Here is a 16,323-nt window from a genome sequence, read left to right as displayed (position 1 = left end):
TCAGAAGTCGGTGGGGAGACCCTCGTGGACGAGCGAGGGCCCGGACTCCCCGCCGTCGGGCACGTAGTCCGCCTCGACAGTACGGCTCGCGTCAAGGCGCGCGGGCCGGTAGTAGTCGCTGCCCTGCTTCCAGTACCAGAGCATCGGTACCAGACCCACCGCCAGCCCGCCCACGCCGATCGTGATCGCGGCGGTGCTCAGCTCGCCCAGCGACTCCACGAAGATCCAGAACATGAACAGGGCGCCCAGCAGCGGCCACAGCCCGCCGAGCAGGAAGTCGGTCGGGGACTTCAGCAGCATCTTGCGGTACGCGACGACGACCGCGAGGCCGCTGAGGCCGTAGTAGACGGCGATCTGCAGCCCGATCGCCGAGATGGCGTCGGAGAGGATGTCGCCCACCGAGCCCAGGGCGTTGGAGGCGATGAACATCAGCAGTGCCACCGCGCCGACCACCACGATCGCCACCCACGGGGTGTTCCAGCGGCGGTGCACCCTGCCCAGCGCGGACGGCATCGTACGGTCCCGGCCCATCGCGAACAGCGAGCGCGTGACCTGGATCAGCGTGGTCTCCAGAGTGGCGATGGTCGACAGCATCACCGCGACGATCAGCAGCTTTCCGCCCCAGCCCGGCCAGATCTCCTCACCGAGCACGGCCAGCACGTTGGCGTCGTTGTCCTCGATCTGCTTCGAGGTCAGGATGACGTTCACCGCGATGGTGAACACCTCGAACAGCAGGAAGACGATGCCGACCCCGATGAGCCCCGCGAGTCCCGTCGTACGGCGGCTGTTGCGGGTCTCCTCGCTGAGATTGCTGGTGACGTCCCAGCCCCAGTAGTAGAACGCGGCGATCAGCGCGCCCGACGCGAACCCGGCCATGCCGTCGAAGTGGCCGAAGCCCAGCCAGGACCACTCGAAGGAGCGCGCGTTGCCCGTGTGGAAGAGGGCGAGCACCGCGAACAGGGCCAGTATCGCGAGCTCCACGCCCGACATGACGAGCTGGGCGCGCACGGTGAGCCGGGCACCGCCGAGCACCACGAGCAGCATCAGCACGAACCAGGCCGCGCCCACGACGGTCGACAGCGCGGTGTTGTCCGCGAGGTCCTGGTCGAAGAGGGCCAGCGTCATCGAGCCGGCGGGCAGCGAGCCGGCCACCATGAAGATGGTCGCCGAGATCACCAGCGCCCAGCCGCTGACGAAGCCCAGAAAGGGATGGAGCGTGCGGCCCACCCAGGAGTAACTGGCGCCCGCGTTCACATCGATCCGGCTGAGATAGCTGAACGCGAGCGCGATGCCCAGCATGGGTATCGCGCAGTAGAGCAGAGCCGCCGGACTGGCCAGGCCCACCGAGCCGACCAGTACCGCGGTGGTCGCGGCGATCGAGTACGCCGGCGCGCTGCCCGCGACGGCCATCACCACGGTGTCGAAGGTACCGAGGGCATTGGCCTGTAGCCCTCTGCCCCTGCTGATGCTCATGCTTGTGCTGCTTTCCGTCGGGCACGCCGCACGGCGGAGGGAGCCGTACGGCGCAAAAGGGGTGGGGGGTGGCTCCGCCCCGGACCTCGAGAGGGATGGCCTCGGGCAGGGGCGGTGAAGGGAGGAACGAAGGGGGTGCGGAGGACCGTACGGCCGCTGCGTCGACGACCGGTCACTCCGTGTATGCGAGTGATGATAGCCCTATTCCTTGACCCTTCAAGATTAACTGGGGGGTAACCTTCCGGCTGTGGAATGCCTTACTCCAGCAGCCTTTCGAGGTTGGGGAGCGCATACGGGGAAACGCGGATCAGGACACCGCATCGAACCGTACGCGAGCGCGAGGGAGGCAGCCCATGGGCACCGAACCGACATCTGCCGAGCCGATGGCCGACGACGCCTACCAGCCCACCGGAACCAACGAGGAGCAGGAGGACGCGGCCCCGCTCGACCTCCAGGACGCCCTCGACGAACGCACCTACGACGACACCCTGGACGAGGGCTACTCGCCACCGGAGAAGCCCCTCGGCGTCACCCGGCACGGCACCACCGCCGCCGAACAGCACGACGGTGAGAGCCTCGACGAACGTCTCGCCCAGGAGGTTCCCGAGGCGGCAGCGCCCCTCGGCGACGAGATCGGCGACCTGCCCGGCGGTGAGGGTGAACCGGTCGACCCGGAGGCCGGAACCGACCGCGCCGGACGTCTCGTCGCCCCCGACGAGGGCGCCCATCCCACCACCACGAAGGACGAGGTCGCCACCGACGTGGGCATCGACGCGGGCGCGGCCGGCGCCGAGGAGGCCGCCGTGCACATCGTCGAGGACCCCTCCGACATCCCCTGACGGGCGTCAGTCCCCGATCCGGTCGATCTGCCGGAGTTTGTTCGTGGCGTCCAGGGCCGCGACCTTGTACGACTCCGCGAGGGTCGGGTAGTTGAACACCGCGTCGACCAGGTAGTCGACCGTGCCGCCGCAGCCCATCACGGTCTGCCCGATGTGGATCAGTTCGGTGGCTCCGGTGCCGAAGCAGTGCACGCCCAGCAGGGTCCGGTCCTGCGGGGAGACCAGCAGTTTCAGCATGCCGTGGGAGTCGCCGATGATCTGGCCGCGGGCGAGTTCGCGGTAACGCGAGATGCCGACCTCGAAGGGCACGCTGTCCTCGGTGAGTTGGTCCTCGGTGCGCCCGACGAAGCTGATCTCCGGGATGGTGTAGATGCCGATGGGCTGGAGGTGGTGCATCTGCCCGACCGGCTCGCCGAACGCGTGGTAGGCGGCCGACCTGCCCTGTTCCATGGATGTCGCCGCCAGCGCCGGGAAGCCGATCACGTCACCCACGGCGTAGATGTGCGGCACCTCGGTGCGGTAGTGCTCGTCGACCGTGATCCGGCCGCGTCGGTCGGCGCTCAACCCGGCCTTGTCCAGATCGAGTTCGTCGGTCAGACCCTGCCGGCCCGCCGAGTACATCACAGCGTCGGCAGGGATCTTCTTGCCGCTCTCCAGGATGGTCAGCGTGCCGCGGGGGTGGCGCTCGACCGCGGCGACGGTCTCCCCGAACCGGAACGTCACGGCGAGGTCCCGCAGGTGGTACTTGAGCGCCTCGATGACCTCGACGTCGCAGATGTCGAGCATCCCGGCCCGCTTCTCCACGACCGTCACCTTGCTGCCGAGCGCGGCGAACATGGAGGCGTACTCCATCCCGATGACCCCGGCGCCGACGATGACCATGGAGCGCGGGACGCGTTCGAGGGCGAGCACGTTGTCGGAGTCCATGATCGTGCGGCCGTCGAACTCGACACTGTCCGGCCGCGCCGGGCGGGTGCCGGTGGCGATGACGATGTTCTCCGCGCTGAGCAGCCGTTCGTGGCCGGTGACCTCGTGCAGGGCGACGGTGTGCGGGTCGACGAAACGGCCGGTGCCGGCGTAGAGGGCGATGTGGTTGCGGGAGAGCTGGCTGCGGATCACATCGACCTCACGGCCGACCACGTGCTGGGTGCGCGCGGTCAGATCGGCGACGGTGATGTCCTCTTTCAGCCGGTAGCTCTGGCCGTACAGGTCGCGCTGGGTGAGGCCGGTCAGGTACAGCACCGCCTCGCGCAGGGTCTTGGAGGGGATGGTGCCGGTGTGGATGGAGACCCCGCCGACCATGTCGGGGCGGTCGACGACGGCGACCCGGCGGCCCAGCTTGGCCGCGGCGATGGCGGCCTTCTGACCACCCGGACCGGATCCGATGACAAGCATGTCGAAGTCGGGCACCCTCGGAAGTCTGGCAGTCACGGGGCCTCTTCCGAAAGGGTGAGCGGCAAACCGGCCCGGCCGAGCTCTGGATCACCGCAGGCAACGGGGGAGCTGCCACGGGGGTGCCGGAAATGTGCTCCCGGACCTCATGTCGCGGGCGCCGGTGACCCGGGCCGAGGTGAGCACGGACACGGGGGCACTCCTGGCACGAGGCGGAACTCGAACCGGACACCGGTCACCGCCGGGCATGACGGCGCCGGCGCTACAACTGGCGTGTGGAACCGGGGGAGTTCGTGCTCAGTGCGCGGGCGACCGACGCCGAGGGACACACCCAGCCGCTGGAACAGCCCGCTGCACGAGGTTGTTGGCGAGGCCGCCCGGTTCCAGGAGTGCTGTGCCTGGACGAGGAGTCGGGGAGCGCTGAGCGGCAACTCCACGACGATGTGGTCGCCTTGGAGCCGTGCGGGCGGGTTCGGCTGCCTCGGGACAGCCGAACACCGGGTCGTCGCGGCTAGGGCAGCAGCTTGTCGAGCGCTGCCGGGCCCTCCGCCGCCAGCTTGCGCCGGGCCCATTCGAGACTGTGCGGTGTGATGTCCTTGCCCGAGGCGAGGACGAGGTCCTCCGGCGACACTTCGGTGCCGGTGCGGGCGTGGAGCAGGTCGTCCGGGGTGGCGCGGTCCTCGGACGACCGGGACGCGTCGGGCTGTGACGTCGGCATGATCTCTGCTCCTCGGATCCGGATCGCTGTGCGGTCCCGGTGCTGTCAACGGGTCCGATATCACCATTCAACGCCCGGGCCGACCTTGCATCCGGAAGAGGTCCCCGCACACCGGAGCTTCCGGATGCCCCGGGGACCGGACGGGCGTGTAATGGGGATATCGATCTCTGGGGGCCCGGCAGAGAGACGACACCATGACCACTACACGAAACCGCCCGAAGGGCGCCCTGCGCAGACTGGGGGAGTGGTGCGCCCGGCACTTCGTGATCGTCCTGGTGGCCTGGCTCGTGGCGCTGGTCGCCCTCCAGATGCTGAACCGTTCCTTCGGCGGGGACTACTCGGACAACTTCTCGCTTCCCGGAGTCCAGTCGCAGAAGGGCCTGGACGTCCTGAAGCAGCACGATCCGGCGGCCGGTGGGTACGGCAGCCAGATCGTTCTCCACGACGGCGACAAGGCGCTCTCCTCGCTCGACTCGCAGATGTCCACGGCCATCACCGATCTCCAGAAGCTGCCGCACGTCCTGTCGGCGCAGAACCCGCTCTCGGCGTCCGCCTCGAAGGTCGGGCCGCTGTCGACGGACGGGAAGACCGCGTACATCACGATCCGCTTCGACGTCCAGCCCTCGACCCTGGGCGACGGCTACCTCTCCGGGGTCGACCACGCCGTACAGCCCCTCAGGGCGGCGGGCGCGGACGTCGAGTACGGCGGTCCGCTCGGTGAACTCGCACGGCCCGCCGCCGACGACCGGGTGAGCGAACTGATCGGGTTCGCCGTGGCGATCGTCGTCCTGCTCGTCGGCTTCGGCAGTGTGATCGCCGCCGGAATTCCCCTGGTCACCGCGTTGATCAGTGTGATCGGAGGGCTCGCGTGCCTGGGCCTGCTGGCCTCAGCCTTCACCTTCGCGACGGTTTCGCCCACCCTGGCCACGATGATCGGACTCGGCGTCGGCATCGACTACGCGCTCTTCCAGATCACCCGCCACCGGCAGAGCCTGATGGACGGGAAGGATCCGGTGCGGGCGGCGGGCGGGGCCACCGCCACCAGCGGGCGGGCCGTCCTGGTCTCCGGCTGCACAGTGATCATCGCCCTGGCCGGGCTGTCCGCGTCCGGAGTGTCCTTCATCGGGCTGCTCGGACTCGCCGCAGCCGTCACGGTCGTCTCCGCCGTCCTCGGCGCCCTGACACTGGTCCCTGCCCTGCTGGGCCTGATCGGCAACCGGATCGACCGCTACCGGGTACGTCGGCCGGTCGCCGAGACCGACGCCGCCGAGGGCGAGACACCCCAGGGAACCTGGCACCGGTACGCCCAGCGGGTCGAGCGGCGGCCGTGGCGCTACCTGGCCGCGGGCGTGACGGCCGTCGTCGTCCTCGCCATCCCGGTCTTCTCCATCCAACTCGGCCACATCGGCGACGGCGCCGACCCCACCTCCTTCACCGACCGGCGGGCCTACGACCTGATGACCGACGCCTTCGGCCCCGGCTCCAACGGCCCCCTCACCGTCGTCATCGACCAGACGTCCGTACCGTCCTCCCAGCGCTCGGCCCTGTCCTCCCAGGCGCAGAAGACCCTCAGTGGCGTGTCCGGCGCGGCCGCGGTCACCTCGCTCACGCCCACCAAGGACGGGGACGTCCTGCTCGCCACCGTCTACTCCAAGCAGTCCCCGCAGAGCGCCACCACCACGGACCTCACCAACCGACTGGTGGACTCCACCCTGCCCGCCGCGGTCTCCGGCACCGACGCCAAGGGATACGTCACCGGCACGACCGCCGCCCAGGTCGACTTCCGTGACATCGTCTCCAGCAGACTGCCGCTGATCATCGGCGTGGTCGTCGCCCTCGCCTTCCTGATCATCCTCGCGGTCTTCCGCGGACTGCTCGTCGCCGTCAAGGCGGCCGTCCTCAACGTCCTGTCGATCGCCGCCTCCTACGGCGTGGTCGTCGCCGTCTTCCAGTGGGGCTGGGGCGGACCCGCGCTCGGCGTCTCCGGCAAGGTGCCCATCGAGAGCTATGTGCCGATGATGATGTTCGCGATCATCTTCGGGCTGAGCATGGACTACGAGATCTTCCTGCTCTCCCGGGTCCACGAGGCCTGGCTGCGCACCGGGGACGCCAAGGCCTCCGTCGCCCACGCGCTGGAGATCACCGCCCGGGTCATCACCTGCGCGGCACTGATCATGGTGAGCGTCTTCGCCGCCTTCGTGGTCAGCGACAACATCGTGGTCAAGATGCTGGGACTGGGCCTCGCGGTGAGCGTGCTGATCGACGCGACCGTCGTACGGCTGCTCATGGTCCCCGCCGTCATGACCCTGCTGGGACGGCACGCCTGGTGGACACCGCGTTGGCTCGACCGGATGCTGCCGCACATCGACGCCGAGGGGGAGCAGGAGGCGGACGGGGCGGTCAGCGGGGCTCCGGGGTCGCGGGCTCGAGAACGAGCATCGTGACGTCGTCGTCGAGCGCCGGGGCGTAGCGGACGAGGTCCTCCCAGACCCGCTCGACGAGATCCGGGAGGTCACCCGCGAACCCGGTGATCCGGTCGAGCAGCGGATAGAAGGCCCCGGCGGCGTCGCGCGCCTCCCAGACGCCGTCCGAGGCCAGGAAGAGCCGGTCGCCGGGCCGCAGCGCGACGGTGACCCCCGTCGGCGGCGAGGCGTCGGACAGGCCCAGACCGAGCGGGGTGCCCACCGGTACGTCGAGTTCCACGGCCCGCCCGTCGCGCAGCAGGACCGGTCCGGGCTGCCCGCACGCCACGATCCGTACGGCCGTCGCGCCGGCGCCGAACTCCAGCACCACCGCCGTCGCGAACAGCTCCGAGTGCCGTACGGCCGAGGAGTCCACCACCAGCCTGCGGTCCAGCCGCGCGGCCACCGACTCGGGATCGGGCCGGTCCAGCATCGCCTCCCGGAAGGCTCCCAGCAGGGAGGCGACGGTGGCGACGGCCGACAGCCCGTGTCCCTGCACGTCGCCCATCACCGCCCGCACCCCGCAGGGCCCCTCCCGCACGTCGAAGAAGTCACCTCCGACCAGCGTCCCGTGCTGCGCGGCCCGGTACAGCCCCGCACATCGCACGCCTGCCACCCGCTCCGGCAGCGGCGGCACGACGGCCCGCTGCGCGGCCTCCGCGACCGCGCGCTCGGTCACCAGCTGGGCGTCACGCCGGCTCCGTACGAACGACACGAACACACTGAGCGCGGCGACGAAGCCGACCGTCAGCAGATCCGTGCTGCCCGGATCGTTCAGCCGGAAGACCGGCACGTTCAGCACGACCAGGACCAGCGCACCGAGCACGGCCGTCGCCAGCGGTCCGTACGACAGCACGGCCAGCGGCGGGATGGCACCCAGCACGAACCCGATGTCGAGCGGATCGGGGCTCGCGAGGGTGGCCCCGCACACCCCCGCCAGCAGCACGGCGGGCAGCACCCGCACCCAGCCCGGCGGCGGCGCGCCCCGCAGCCAGCTCTGCCGGTCCCGGTCGCGCAGTCCGCTCACACCACCACGCTGCTACGACCCGCCCGGCCCCGCACGCCGAGCGCTTCGCCCCTCGCGACTAGAACGGCGTGAGCGTCAGCCGGATCCCCGTCGGCGCCGTGTCCTGGACGTAGGAGGCGAAGTCGGCCACATCGTCGAAGGCGAAGCCGTACGCCTTGCCGTCCGCCGCGGCCGCGTGCATGGCCCTGGCGTAGTGGTTGGTGAGCGCGGTCCGGTAGAAGGAGGCGGGGTCGGTGGTCGGCTGGGCGGAGGTGCTCACCAGCGTCGACCGGTTGAACCCGGCACCCAGCACCGCGGCGACCGGCCCTGTCGTGCCGTCGTTGGGAGCGGCGAGCGTGCCGTCGCAGAAGAGCACGTCCCGAGTCGACGGGCGGGCGAAGGAGACCTGCGCGGGCCCGGTGAACACGAGCTGCCCGCCGCGCACCCGGCCCGTGAAGGTGCCCGCGTTCGTGGTGACGGTCAGGTCCTTACCGGTGTACGTGCTCCACACCTCGTCGATGTACGGCGCGAAGTAGTCCACCGGGAACAGGCCGGCGTCCAGGCCGTGACCGGGCGCGATGACACGCGTGTCGTCCACGACCAGCGGTGCGAACTCCTCGACCTGGCGAACGGCGGCGAAGGCACCGGCCCGCCCGGAGGCGCGCAGGGTGCCCGTCGTCTGGTCCTGCGTCCCGGTCAGCCGGATGCTCAGCGGCACACTGAACATGTCCACCATGGTCGTGTTGCAGAACATGCCCGCCGAGTTGTACGTGAACTCGGCGCAGTCGTGCAGCACCGGGTAGTTGGGGTCCGAGGCCACCCAGCCGGCCGGGTACTGGAGGGCGGGGTTGCCGTTGCCGTCGGTGACGACCTTGAACTTCAGCTTCGCGCCCAGGGACACGTAGATCCGGCCGGACAGGTAGGGAAGGGACAGGCTGGTCCCGCCACTGCCGGACAGGCCTATCGCGTAGTCGGTGTAACCGTCGGCGCCGTTGTCGGAGAGGGCGACCGGAGCGAGGGTGCCCTCCGGGGTGACGCGGACCTGCCTGCCGTCCTGGTTGCCCACGATGTAGAGGTGGACGTTCGCGTTGTCGAAGGCACCGGTGTTGTTGACGACGGTCAGCGGCAGGGATCCGCCCGCCGTCGTGCGGTTGCTGTCGGCGAGGGCGTGGGGGGCCAGTGCGGCGACGGCGGGTGCGGCCGCCATCGCCCCGCCGAGGGCGAAGAGGACCTTGCGGCGGCCGAGACGGCGCTGGTGACGAGGTGTCATGTGGGGGGTCTCCTCGGAGAATTGAGAGCGCTCTCACGATGTGGACGAGGCCCGATGGTACGGACGCCGGCCTCCGCGGCATACCGAGCGGACGGCGTTTAATGCGGCCTTAAGGACCGTTTAAGCGCAGGCAGGGGGGACCGGGCCCGCGTCACGGAAACCGATGGACGCCGGTCTCGAAGATCCCGTAACGTGAGGCGCCACGCCCCGAGGTCAGCGGAAGGAGGCGAGTGCCGTGCAGTTCACCACCCTTCAGCGCTCCCTCTCCGTCGCCCCGGCGTGTCTCATCTGACCGGGAGCGCTCCCCGCAGTACGCATCCCGGAGGAATCCACCCATGACCGATCTGGTCATCCGCGCGCTCGACGAGCGCACAGCCCATCTCTTCGACGCGCTTCCCGACCCGCTCGCCGCCCGCGACGCCCACCGGCTCACCCGCCACCGCCCCGACTGGAAGCGCGTCGCCCTGCGCGACGGCAAGGTCGTGGCACGCGGCGCCTGGTGGGGCGGCCCCGACGACACCGCACCTCTCAACATCAACTGGTTCGACGTGGCCGAAGGGGAGGAGGAGGCCGGCGCGGAACTCCTGCGCACCGCCCCCTGGCAGGTCGAGCTCGAGATGAACCTGCCCGCGGGCTGGCGCGAGGACCCCGGGCTGCGGGCCGCCGCCGAGGCCCGCTTCACCGCCGTACAGAAGGCCGGATACGAGCTCCTGGTCGAGCGGTTCCTGTACCGGTGGACACCGGAGCACGGGCTGCCCGAGCGGCCCGGACGCCTGGAGTTCCGGCCCGAACCGGACGACGCGGTCTTCTTCGACCTGCTGCGCCGCATCCACTCCGCCACCCTGGACGCGCACGCCCTCAAAGCCGTCGCGGAGGGCGGACTCGACCAAGCCGCCCAGGAGGAACTCGACTTCTTCCACTGGTGCCCCTCGCCGCGTGAGTGGTGGCAGATCGCCCACAGCGGGCAGGGAGAGGTCGCCGGGATCCACATCCCGGTCCACAACCCGTCGGGGCCCTGCATCGGGTTCATCGGGGTCGTGCCGGAACAGCGCGGACACGGCTACGCCTATGACCTGCTCGCCGAGTGCACCCACCATCTGGTCGAGCGGGGCGCCGAGTTCGTCTCCGCTGCGACGGACCGGGGGAACTTCCCCATGGCCGCGAACTTCGCCAAGGCGGGCTATCCCGTCGTGCGAGAGCGCCTGAACTACCAGCTGGTGCGCACCGCCTGAGCCCCGCGCCCGGCACTGACAGCCGGTCCGGTCCGACTGTCAGTGCCGGGTGCCATGCTGGTGGGCGAGGTGATCGTCAGCTGGAGGCGGGAGGCACGGTGGGGTTCGACGGCGAGGTCTGGCAGGTGCGCGGCGGTGGCGACCGGGTCGGGGACATCCTGATCGACGAAGCCGACTTCCCGTGGCTGTCGGGCCGCTTCACTGCGGGACCGGGATTCGCCGGTGTGCGCGAGCTGTTCGCGCGCGAACTCGCCCTCATGGACGAGTTCGACGAGGAGAGACAGCAGGAGTGGGAGAAGGCCTACGACGAGGTCAGGCGACGTGTGTCGCTGCTCGCTCCCACCGGTCCCGTGGCCGAGTTCCTGCTGCACATCGAGGGCGACCGGGCCTGGTTCCGATGGAGCGACGAGCCCTTCGGCGCGGACGGAGTGGGCGGGGCGGACGGGTGAATCTCCCGCCCGCCCCGCACCCCGTGGGCGCTTGAGGTGCTGCTCCCGGTACCAGTGCCGTGAGGATCAGCCGGTTCCTACGCCGTCGGTGCTCCTGTAGGAGCACCCGGTGTCTACGCCGTGGTCTTCGCCGTCCCGCCGTCCAGCAGGGTCTCCGCCGCGACGAGGATCTCGGTGACCCGCAGACCGAACGCGGCGTCGCACGGATGGGCCTGCCCCGTGCGCGCGGCGGCGAGCAGTCCGTCGACGGCCCGGAGCACGGCGGGTACGACGGCCTCCGACGACTCCGGGAGCAGGGCGACTCCGCCCGCGCCCCGCAGTTCGACGCCGACTCCCGCCGCCGCGGGCGGAGCCGTGAGACTCAGGGTCAGGGTGCTCGACGCGCCACCGGTGTGCCTCAGGACCAGATGGACGGTGTCCCCGGGACCGTGCGCGGCAGCCGCCACCTCACGGACCTCGCCCAGCACCGGCAGCAGCACCGACAGGGCGTGCGGGCCGACGTCCCACAGGGCGCCCTTCTCCTGCCGCCACGGTGATGCGGCGAAGGGGCTCTCGCTGGTGAACACCGACCCCAGCCACTCGGCCCGCGCCGTGAACCAGCCCTCCACGCCCGCCTGTTCGGCGATCCACGCCTCGGTCTCGGCGAGGAACCGCGAGGTGAAGAACACCACCGAGGCGACGCCGGTCTCCCGGACGGCCTCGACCACCGCACGCCCCTGCTCGACCGTCGTCGCGAGGGGCTTGTCCAGCAGCAGATGGCACCCCGCCCGCGCGGCCCGCGCCGCGAGGCCGGCCTGCACGCTCGGCGGCAGGGCGATGGCGACGGCGTCCACGTCGGCGAGCAGCGCGTCGACATCGTCGTACGCGCGCGTGCCGTGCTCGGCGGCCAGTTCCTCGGCGGCCTCCGTGCGACGGCCCCACACCCCGGCGAAGTCCAGCTCCGGATGCGCGCCGAGCGCGGGGGCGTGGGCCATCCTGGCCCAGGGGCCGGTGCCGAGCAGTCCGATGCGCATGCCGCTGCCTCTCTCGCCGTACTGCCGAACCTCACGACGACCGGACTGGATCATCCGCCGGTCGAGGCGAGGGTGTCACACGCACACGGCGGACACGCAACCCCGTCTCGCCACCCGGTCGACTCAGGGCCGGGCCGGGCGGGGCGGTCCGGGATTCAGCACTCCCGTCGCTGAATGCGTTCTCATTCTTCTATTGGACCTCGGTGTGTGCGGCGGCCAGGCTGATGGGAGCCCAGATCCGCGTGACAGGCGAAAGAGGTCCAACGTCATGCACACCCGCCGTATCGGTGATGTCGAAGTGAGCTCGATCGGTCTGGGCGCCATGCCCATGTCCATCGAGGGACGGCCGGACGAGGAACGCTCCATCGCCACCATCCACGCCGCGCTCGACGCGGGCGTGACCCTGATCGACACCGCCGACGCCTACCACCGGGACGCGGACGAGGTCGGTCACAACGAGACCCTGATCGCCAAGGCCCTCGCCTCCCACGACCGGGGCGGTGACGTCCTCGTCGCCACCAAGGGCGGGCATCTGCGCCCCGGGGACGGCAGTTGGACGCTCGACGGCAGCCCCCGGCATCTCAAGGAGGCCTGCGAGGCCTCGCTGAGCCGACTGGGGGTGGAGGCGATCGGGCTCTACCAGTTCCACCGCCCCGACCCCCGGATCCCCTACGAGGAGTCCGTCGGCGCCGTGCGCGACCTCCTCGACGAGGGCAAGATCCTCCAGGCGGGCATCTCCAACGCGAATCCCGACCAGATCAGGCTGGCCGGCGAGATCCTCGGCGGCCGACTGGTCTCCGTGCAGAACCAGTTCTCCCCGGCCTTCCGCTCCAGCGAGCCGGAACTGCGCCTGTGCGACGAACTCGGCATCGCCTTCCTGCCCTGGAGCCCCCTCGGCGGCATCTCCAGGGCGGGTGGACTGGGCTCGGCGCATGCCCCGTTCGCGCGGATCGCCGAGCAGTACGGGGTGAGCCCGCAGCAGGTCTGCCTGGCCTGGATGCTCGCCAAGTCGCCGGTCGTCGTGCCGATCCCGGGCGCGAGCCGCCCCGAGACGATCCGTGACTCGCTCGCCGCAGCGCATCTCGTCCTCGCCGCGGACGAACTCGCGGAGCTGGACGCCGCCTGACCCTCGCCTCCCGGGCCCTCGCCGGTGCCTTCCGCCGTGCCCGCCGCAGCGCTCTTCCCTGGCCGGACCCATGGGAAGCCGAGCCGCTCCCGTCGCAGGCTGTACTCGTCCTGGTCGTCGTACCGGCCGGAGGACCACTCCGTCTCCTCGAGGCGTGGCGAGGCGCGGCAGTCGTCGACGGTGGTCGCGATGCGGACCGGGCGCCGAGTGCGGACTGGCACCGGCCTTCGTGGTGTCTCTAGGATGGACTCCCTGTCCTGCCAGGCCAGTTGGCGGAACAAGCTGGGGGAAAGATGAGCACCGGAAAGAACCTCTCCACGTCGATCGACGCCTCGGTACCCACAGCCGCGCGCATGTACGACCACTACCTCGGCGGCAAGGACAACTACGCGGCCGACCGGGCCGCCTGCGAGCAGCTCGACAAGGTCGTCCCGAGCACCCGCAGGCTCGCCGTCAACAACCGGCGCTTCCTCCAGCGGGTGGTGCGAACCCTCTCGGCGGAGTTCGGCATCCGGCAGTACCTGGACCACGGCTCCGGCCTGCCCACCCAGGACAACGTCCACCAGGTCGCCCAGCGCATCGACCCCACCACGCACGTCGTCTACGTCGACAACGACCCGATGGTCCTGGTCCACGGCCGGGCGCTGCTGGAGCAGGACGAGCGAACCGCCGTCATCCACGCCGACATGCGGGAAACCGAGGCGATCTTCGCCCACGAGGACACCCAGCGGCTGATCGACTTCTCACAGCCCGTCGCCGTCCTGTTCAACTCGGTCATGCACTGCATCCCGGACAGCGACACGGACGGGCCGGCCGCCCTGGCCCGTCGGGTGCGCGAGCGGCTCGCGCCCGGGAGCTTCATGGTGATGTGCCAGCTCGTCAGCGAGGACCCCGAGGTCCGCGCCTTCGTCACCGACTTCATGGACCAGGCGACCCAGGGCCACTGGGGCCGGGTCCGCCAGGAGAAGGACGTCGCCGAGTGGTTCGAGGGCCTGGAGCTCCTCCCCCCGGGCCTCGTGGAGGTCTCCACCTGGCGCCCCGACACCGAGGTGGCCCCCCGCCAGCTCACCCACGAGTGGATCGAGTTCGGCGGCGTCGCCCGACTCGTCTGACCCCGCCACGAACGCCCCTGGCGCGACCGCGAAGGTCCCGCGCCGGGGGCGTACACATGTCGGCCGCAGCCCCGTCCTGGCCCTTGCGCCGGTCGGCCCTACGACTCACCCCATCGAGGAGGGGCGCGAATGGACCGCACCATACGCACGATGGAGGACGTACTCCAGCTCCTCGACACCCTCTTCGATCCCCGGGCCGATCGCTGGACCACGGACGCCGGTTCCTGGTGGGACGGCTTCTACGGGGACCGCTCGAAGCCGGTCCCCTTCTTCGTGACGAAGCCGGACGAGAACCTGGTGTCGTACCTCGACCGCGGCCTCGTCACCGCCGGCCGGGCCCTCGATCTGGGCTGTGGTCCGGGCCGCAACGCGCTGCACCTCGCCTCCCTCGGCTTCGACGTCGACGCCGTCGATCTCTCACCGGCCGCCATCGCCTGGGCCAGGGAGCGGGCGCACGAGTCGGCGGCCGACGTCCGCTTCGTGTGCGGCGACGCCTTCTCCGCGTCGGGCGCCGAACTCCTCGGCACCTACGACCTGATCTACGACTCCGGCTGCTTCCACCATCTGCCGCCGCACCGCCGTGTCAGCTACCTGGCGCTCCTCGAACGGCACCTCGCGCCCGGCGGCCGCTTCGGCCTCGCCTGTTTCGCCGACGGGGCCGTGGGATCGGAGCTGCCGGACGCGGAGTTGTACCGGCAGGGCGGACTCGCGGGCGGTCTCGCCTACACGGCCGAGTCCCTGCGCCGGATCTTCGGCGACCTGACCGAGATCGAACTGCGGCGCATGCGCGACGAACCGCCCGAGTCCCCGTGCTTCGGCGAACCGTTCCTGTGGGCGGCCCTGTTCGGCCGCGACGGCTGACCGGGGCTCTCAGCCGCCGTAGCGCTGCTCGATCGTCTGCTCCAACAGCCGCAGCGAGGCACGGGGTTCGAGCGCGTCGTCCGCCAGCCGGTCCAGGGCGAGCCGGTACTCCTCCGTCTCGTCCCGGTCCTCCAGGAAGTTCGCGCTCTTGATGTGCTCCAGATAGACGACGTCCGGCAGGTCGAGCCCGCCGAAGCGCAGGTAGGTGATCGGGATGGCAGGAGCGGAGGCGTTCGTCACGTCCAGCGGGATGATCTGCAACGTCACGTTGGAGCGCTGGGCCATCTCGACGAGGTGCTTGAGCTGCGCCCGCATGACCTCCCGGCTGCCCAGCACCCGCAGCAGCACCGACTCGTCGATGACCGCCCACAGTTGCGGGGCTTCCGGACGCAGCAGCAACTTCGCGCGCTGCATGCGGAGTTCGACGCGCCGGTCCACCTCGCTCGCCGCGGCGGCCGGAAGACCGCGCTCCACCACGGCCCGCGTGTAGTCCGGGGTCTGCAGCAGTCCGGGGACGTACTGGATCTCGAAGGTACGGATGGCCGCGGCCGCCTCCTGGAGCCCGACCAGCCGGTCGAACCACTCGGGCATCAGCCGCTTGTCGTACCGCTGCCACCAGCCCGGGTCACCGGCGCGCTGGAGCAGCTTGAGGAGCACCGAGGACTCGTAGTCCTCGGTGCCGTACAGCTCCAGGAGGGCGCGGACGTCGCTTTCCGACGGGGGCTTGCGGCCCTTGCCGGACTCGATGCGGGACAGCTTGGCGGGACTGAACCCGAGGGCCCGCGCCGCCTGGTCCTGGGCGAGCCCGGCATCCTCGCGGAATCCCGCCAACTGGACGCCTACCAGCATCTTCAGCAGGGTGGGAGCCGGTTCGGACCGGTCCAGGTACGGTTCCAGGCGGGAGATGCGGTGGGACGCGGCAGACATCCTGACTCCCAGTAAACCGGCACAGAGACGACTCACACTATCGCACGCAGCGTGGCCGTATCGCACCATTCCGTAGGTACCGGTATCGGCACGGGAGTTGGGGCCGGCAGCGCCCCGGATCCCGGCTCCTCACAGCAGGTGGTCGAACTCCCCGTCCTTCGCGCCGGCGAGGAACGCCGCGACCTCGGCCGGGGTGTAGACCAGCGCGGGGCCGTCGGGATCACGGGAGTTGCGCAGCGCTACGGCGCCGTCGACCAGTGAGGCCACTTCGACGCAGTTGCCCTCGGCGTTGCTGTGACGGCTCTTGACCCAGCGGGCGTCGAGCGAACTCGCCCGCACTCCGTTCTGCACTGCTGGCACTGCAGTCTCCTTGCTGTTCCGTTCTGTGCCGGGCGCCGTGCCCGGCCGTGCGGGGTGGGGCAAAGGTGCACAACTGCAACCTC

At 70.5% G+C, this 16,323-nt stretch carries 15 protein-coding genes; 7 read left to right on the top strand and 8 right to left on the bottom strand.

What is annotated here, in order from left to right:
- Entirely contained in the window at positions 1–1,473 is a 1,473-nt protein-coding gene (locus ABZT02_RS19220; RefSeq protein WP_356019134.1) for an APC family permease, read from the bottom strand.
- 353 nt (positions 1,474–1,826) lie between these two features.
- Here ABZT02_RS19220 and ABZT02_RS19215 point away from each other — a divergent pair, with 353 nt between their 5' ends.
- The gene (locus ABZT02_RS19215; protein ID WP_356019133.1) at positions 1,827–2,312 is read left to right on the top strand and encodes a DUF5709 domain-containing protein; all 486 of its coding nucleotides are present in this window, start codon (positions 1,827–1,829) and stop codon (positions 2,310–2,312) included.
- Between the two features lie 6 nt (positions 2,313–2,318).
- Here ABZT02_RS19215 and sthA read toward each other — a convergent pair whose 3' ends face one another.
- Both sthA and ABZT02_RS19205 read right to left on the bottom strand, forming a co-directional pair.
- Complete coding sequence (gene sthA / locus ABZT02_RS19210) at positions 2,319–3,722, bottom strand: Si-specific NAD(P)(+) transhydrogenase (protein ID WP_356019349.1); 1,404 nt, start codon at positions 3,720–3,722, stop codon at positions 2,319–2,321.
- A gap of 493 nt (positions 3,723–4,215) precedes the next feature.
- Positions 4,216–4,422, bottom strand: a complete 207-nt coding sequence (locus ABZT02_RS19205) for a hypothetical protein (protein WP_356019132.1) — start codon at positions 4,420–4,422, stop codon at positions 4,216–4,218.
- A gap of 194 nt (positions 4,423–4,616) precedes the next feature.
- On the opposite strand from ABZT02_RS19205, the gene ABZT02_RS19200 reads away from it, so the two are divergent.
- The gene (locus ABZT02_RS19200; protein ID WP_356019130.1) at positions 4,617–6,866 is read left to right on the top strand and encodes an MMPL family transporter; all 2,250 of its coding nucleotides are present in this window, start codon (positions 4,617–4,619) and stop codon (positions 6,864–6,866) included.
- On the opposite strand, the gene ABZT02_RS19195 is transcribed toward ABZT02_RS19200, so the two are convergent.
- Positions 6,823–7,902 carry a PP2C family protein-serine/threonine phosphatase gene (locus tag ABZT02_RS19195; RefSeq protein WP_356019348.1) on the bottom strand — a complete coding sequence of 360 codons (1,080 nt, stop codon included), beginning with the start codon at positions 7,900–7,902 and terminating at the stop codon, positions 6,823–6,825. The genes ABZT02_RS19200 and ABZT02_RS19195 overlap by 44 nt on opposite strands.
- Positions 7,903–7,969: 67 nt before the next feature.
- Positions 7,970–9,160 carry a beta-1,3-glucanase family protein gene (locus ABZT02_RS19190; protein WP_356019129.1) on the bottom strand — a complete coding sequence of 397 codons (1,191 nt, stop codon included), beginning with the start codon at positions 9,158–9,160 and terminating at the stop codon, positions 7,970–7,972.
- Positions 9,161–9,495: 335 nt separating this feature from the next.
- Between ABZT02_RS19190 and ABZT02_RS19185 the strand changes: the two genes are divergently transcribed.
- Both ABZT02_RS19185 and ABZT02_RS19180 read left to right on the top strand, forming a co-directional pair.
- Positions 9,496–10,392 carry a GNAT family N-acetyltransferase gene (locus ABZT02_RS19185; RefSeq protein ID WP_356019128.1) on the top strand — a complete coding sequence of 299 codons (897 nt, stop codon included), beginning with the start codon at positions 9,496–9,498 and terminating at the stop codon, positions 10,390–10,392.
- A 98-nt stretch (positions 10,393–10,490) separates the two neighbouring features.
- Positions 10,491–10,841, top strand: coding sequence for a hypothetical protein (locus ABZT02_RS19180; protein WP_356019126.1), 351 nt, complete (start codon positions 10,491–10,493; stop codon positions 10,839–10,841).
- 113 nt (positions 10,842–10,954) lie between these two features.
- On the opposite strand, the gene ABZT02_RS19175 is transcribed toward ABZT02_RS19180, so the two are convergent.
- Complete coding sequence (locus ABZT02_RS19175; RefSeq protein ID WP_356019125.1) at positions 10,955–11,854, bottom strand: Gfo/Idh/MocA family oxidoreductase; 900 nt, start codon at positions 11,852–11,854, stop codon at positions 10,955–10,957.
- A gap of 268 nt (positions 11,855–12,122) precedes the next feature.
- On the opposite strand from ABZT02_RS19175, the gene ABZT02_RS19170 reads away from it, so the two are divergent.
- The 3 genes from ABZT02_RS19170 (at position 12,123) to ABZT02_RS19160 (ending at position 14,953) form a co-directional block, all read left to right on the top strand.
- Entirely contained in the window at positions 12,123–12,980 is an 858-nt protein-coding gene (locus tag ABZT02_RS19170; RefSeq protein WP_356019124.1) for an aldo/keto reductase, read from the top strand.
- A 293-nt stretch (positions 12,981–13,273) separates the two neighbouring features.
- Complete coding sequence (locus tag ABZT02_RS19165; protein WP_356019123.1) at positions 13,274–14,092, top strand: SAM-dependent methyltransferase; 819 nt, start codon at positions 13,274–13,276, stop codon at positions 14,090–14,092.
- A gap of 129 nt (positions 14,093–14,221) precedes the next feature.
- Positions 14,222–14,953 (top strand): class I SAM-dependent methyltransferase, encoded by a 732-nt coding sequence (locus ABZT02_RS19160; protein ID WP_356019122.1) that lies wholly within the window; start codon positions 14,222–14,224, stop codon positions 14,951–14,953.
- 9 nt (positions 14,954–14,962) lie between these two features.
- Here the strand turns inward: ABZT02_RS19160 and ABZT02_RS19155 are convergent, their stop codons facing one another.
- Together ABZT02_RS19155 and ABZT02_RS19150 are read right to left on the bottom strand one after the other, a co-directional pair.
- The gene (locus ABZT02_RS19155) at positions 14,963–15,880 is read right to left on the bottom strand and encodes a helix-turn-helix transcriptional regulator (RefSeq protein WP_356019121.1); all 918 of its coding nucleotides are present in this window, start codon (positions 15,878–15,880) and stop codon (positions 14,963–14,965) included.
- Between the two features lie 129 nt (positions 15,881–16,009).
- Complete coding sequence (locus ABZT02_RS19150) at positions 16,010–16,240, bottom strand: DUF397 domain-containing protein (RefSeq protein ID WP_028807639.1); 231 nt, start codon at positions 16,238–16,240, stop codon at positions 16,010–16,012.
- Positions 16,241–16,323 lie beyond the last annotated feature (83 nt).

It is taken from the genome of Streptomyces sp. NPDC005402, assembly GCF_040606575.1.
GTDB lineage: Bacteria > Actinomycetota > Actinomycetes > Streptomycetales > Streptomycetaceae > Streptomyces.
Note: the sequence above shows the minus strand (reverse complement) of the source record. Positions and strands in the feature narration are given on the sequence as shown.

Coding starts and splice junctions, on each gene's coding strand:
- ABZT02_RS19200 (WP_356019130.1), top strand. CDS start 4,617: ATGACCACTACACGAAACCGCCCGAAGGGCGCCCTGCGCAGACTGGGG.
- ABZT02_RS19185 (WP_356019128.1), top strand. CDS start 9,496: ATGACCGATCTGGTCATCCGCGCGCTCGACGAGCGCACAGCCCATCTC.
- ABZT02_RS19190 (WP_356019129.1), bottom strand. CDS start 9,160: ATGACACCTCGTCACCAGCGCCGTCTCGGCCGCCGCAAGGTCCTCTTC.
- ABZT02_RS19160 (WP_356019122.1), top strand. CDS start 14,222: ATGGACCGCACCATACGCACGATGGAGGACGTACTCCAGCTCCTCGAC.
- ABZT02_RS19215 (WP_356019133.1), top strand. CDS start 1,827: ATGGGCACCGAACCGACATCTGCCGAGCCGATGGCCGACGACGCCTAC.
- ABZT02_RS19205 (WP_356019132.1), bottom strand. CDS start 4,422: ATGCCGACGTCACAGCCCGACGCGTCCCGGTCGTCCGAGGACCGCGCC.
- ABZT02_RS19155 (WP_356019121.1), bottom strand. CDS start 15,880: ATGTCTGCCGCGTCCCACCGCATCTCCCGCCTGGAACCGTACCTGGAC.
- ABZT02_RS19170 (WP_356019124.1), top strand. CDS start 12,123: ATGCACACCCGCCGTATCGGTGATGTCGAAGTGAGCTCGATCGGTCTG.
- ABZT02_RS19175 (WP_356019125.1), bottom strand. CDS start 11,854: ATGCGCATCGGACTGCTCGGCACCGGCCCCTGGGCCAGGATGGCCCAC.
- ABZT02_RS19165 (WP_356019123.1), top strand. CDS start 13,274: ATGAGCACCGGAAAGAACCTCTCCACGTCGATCGACGCCTCGGTACCC.
- ABZT02_RS19220 (WP_356019134.1), bottom strand. CDS start 1,473: ATGAGCATCAGCAGGGGCAGAGGGCTACAGGCCAATGCCCTCGGTACC.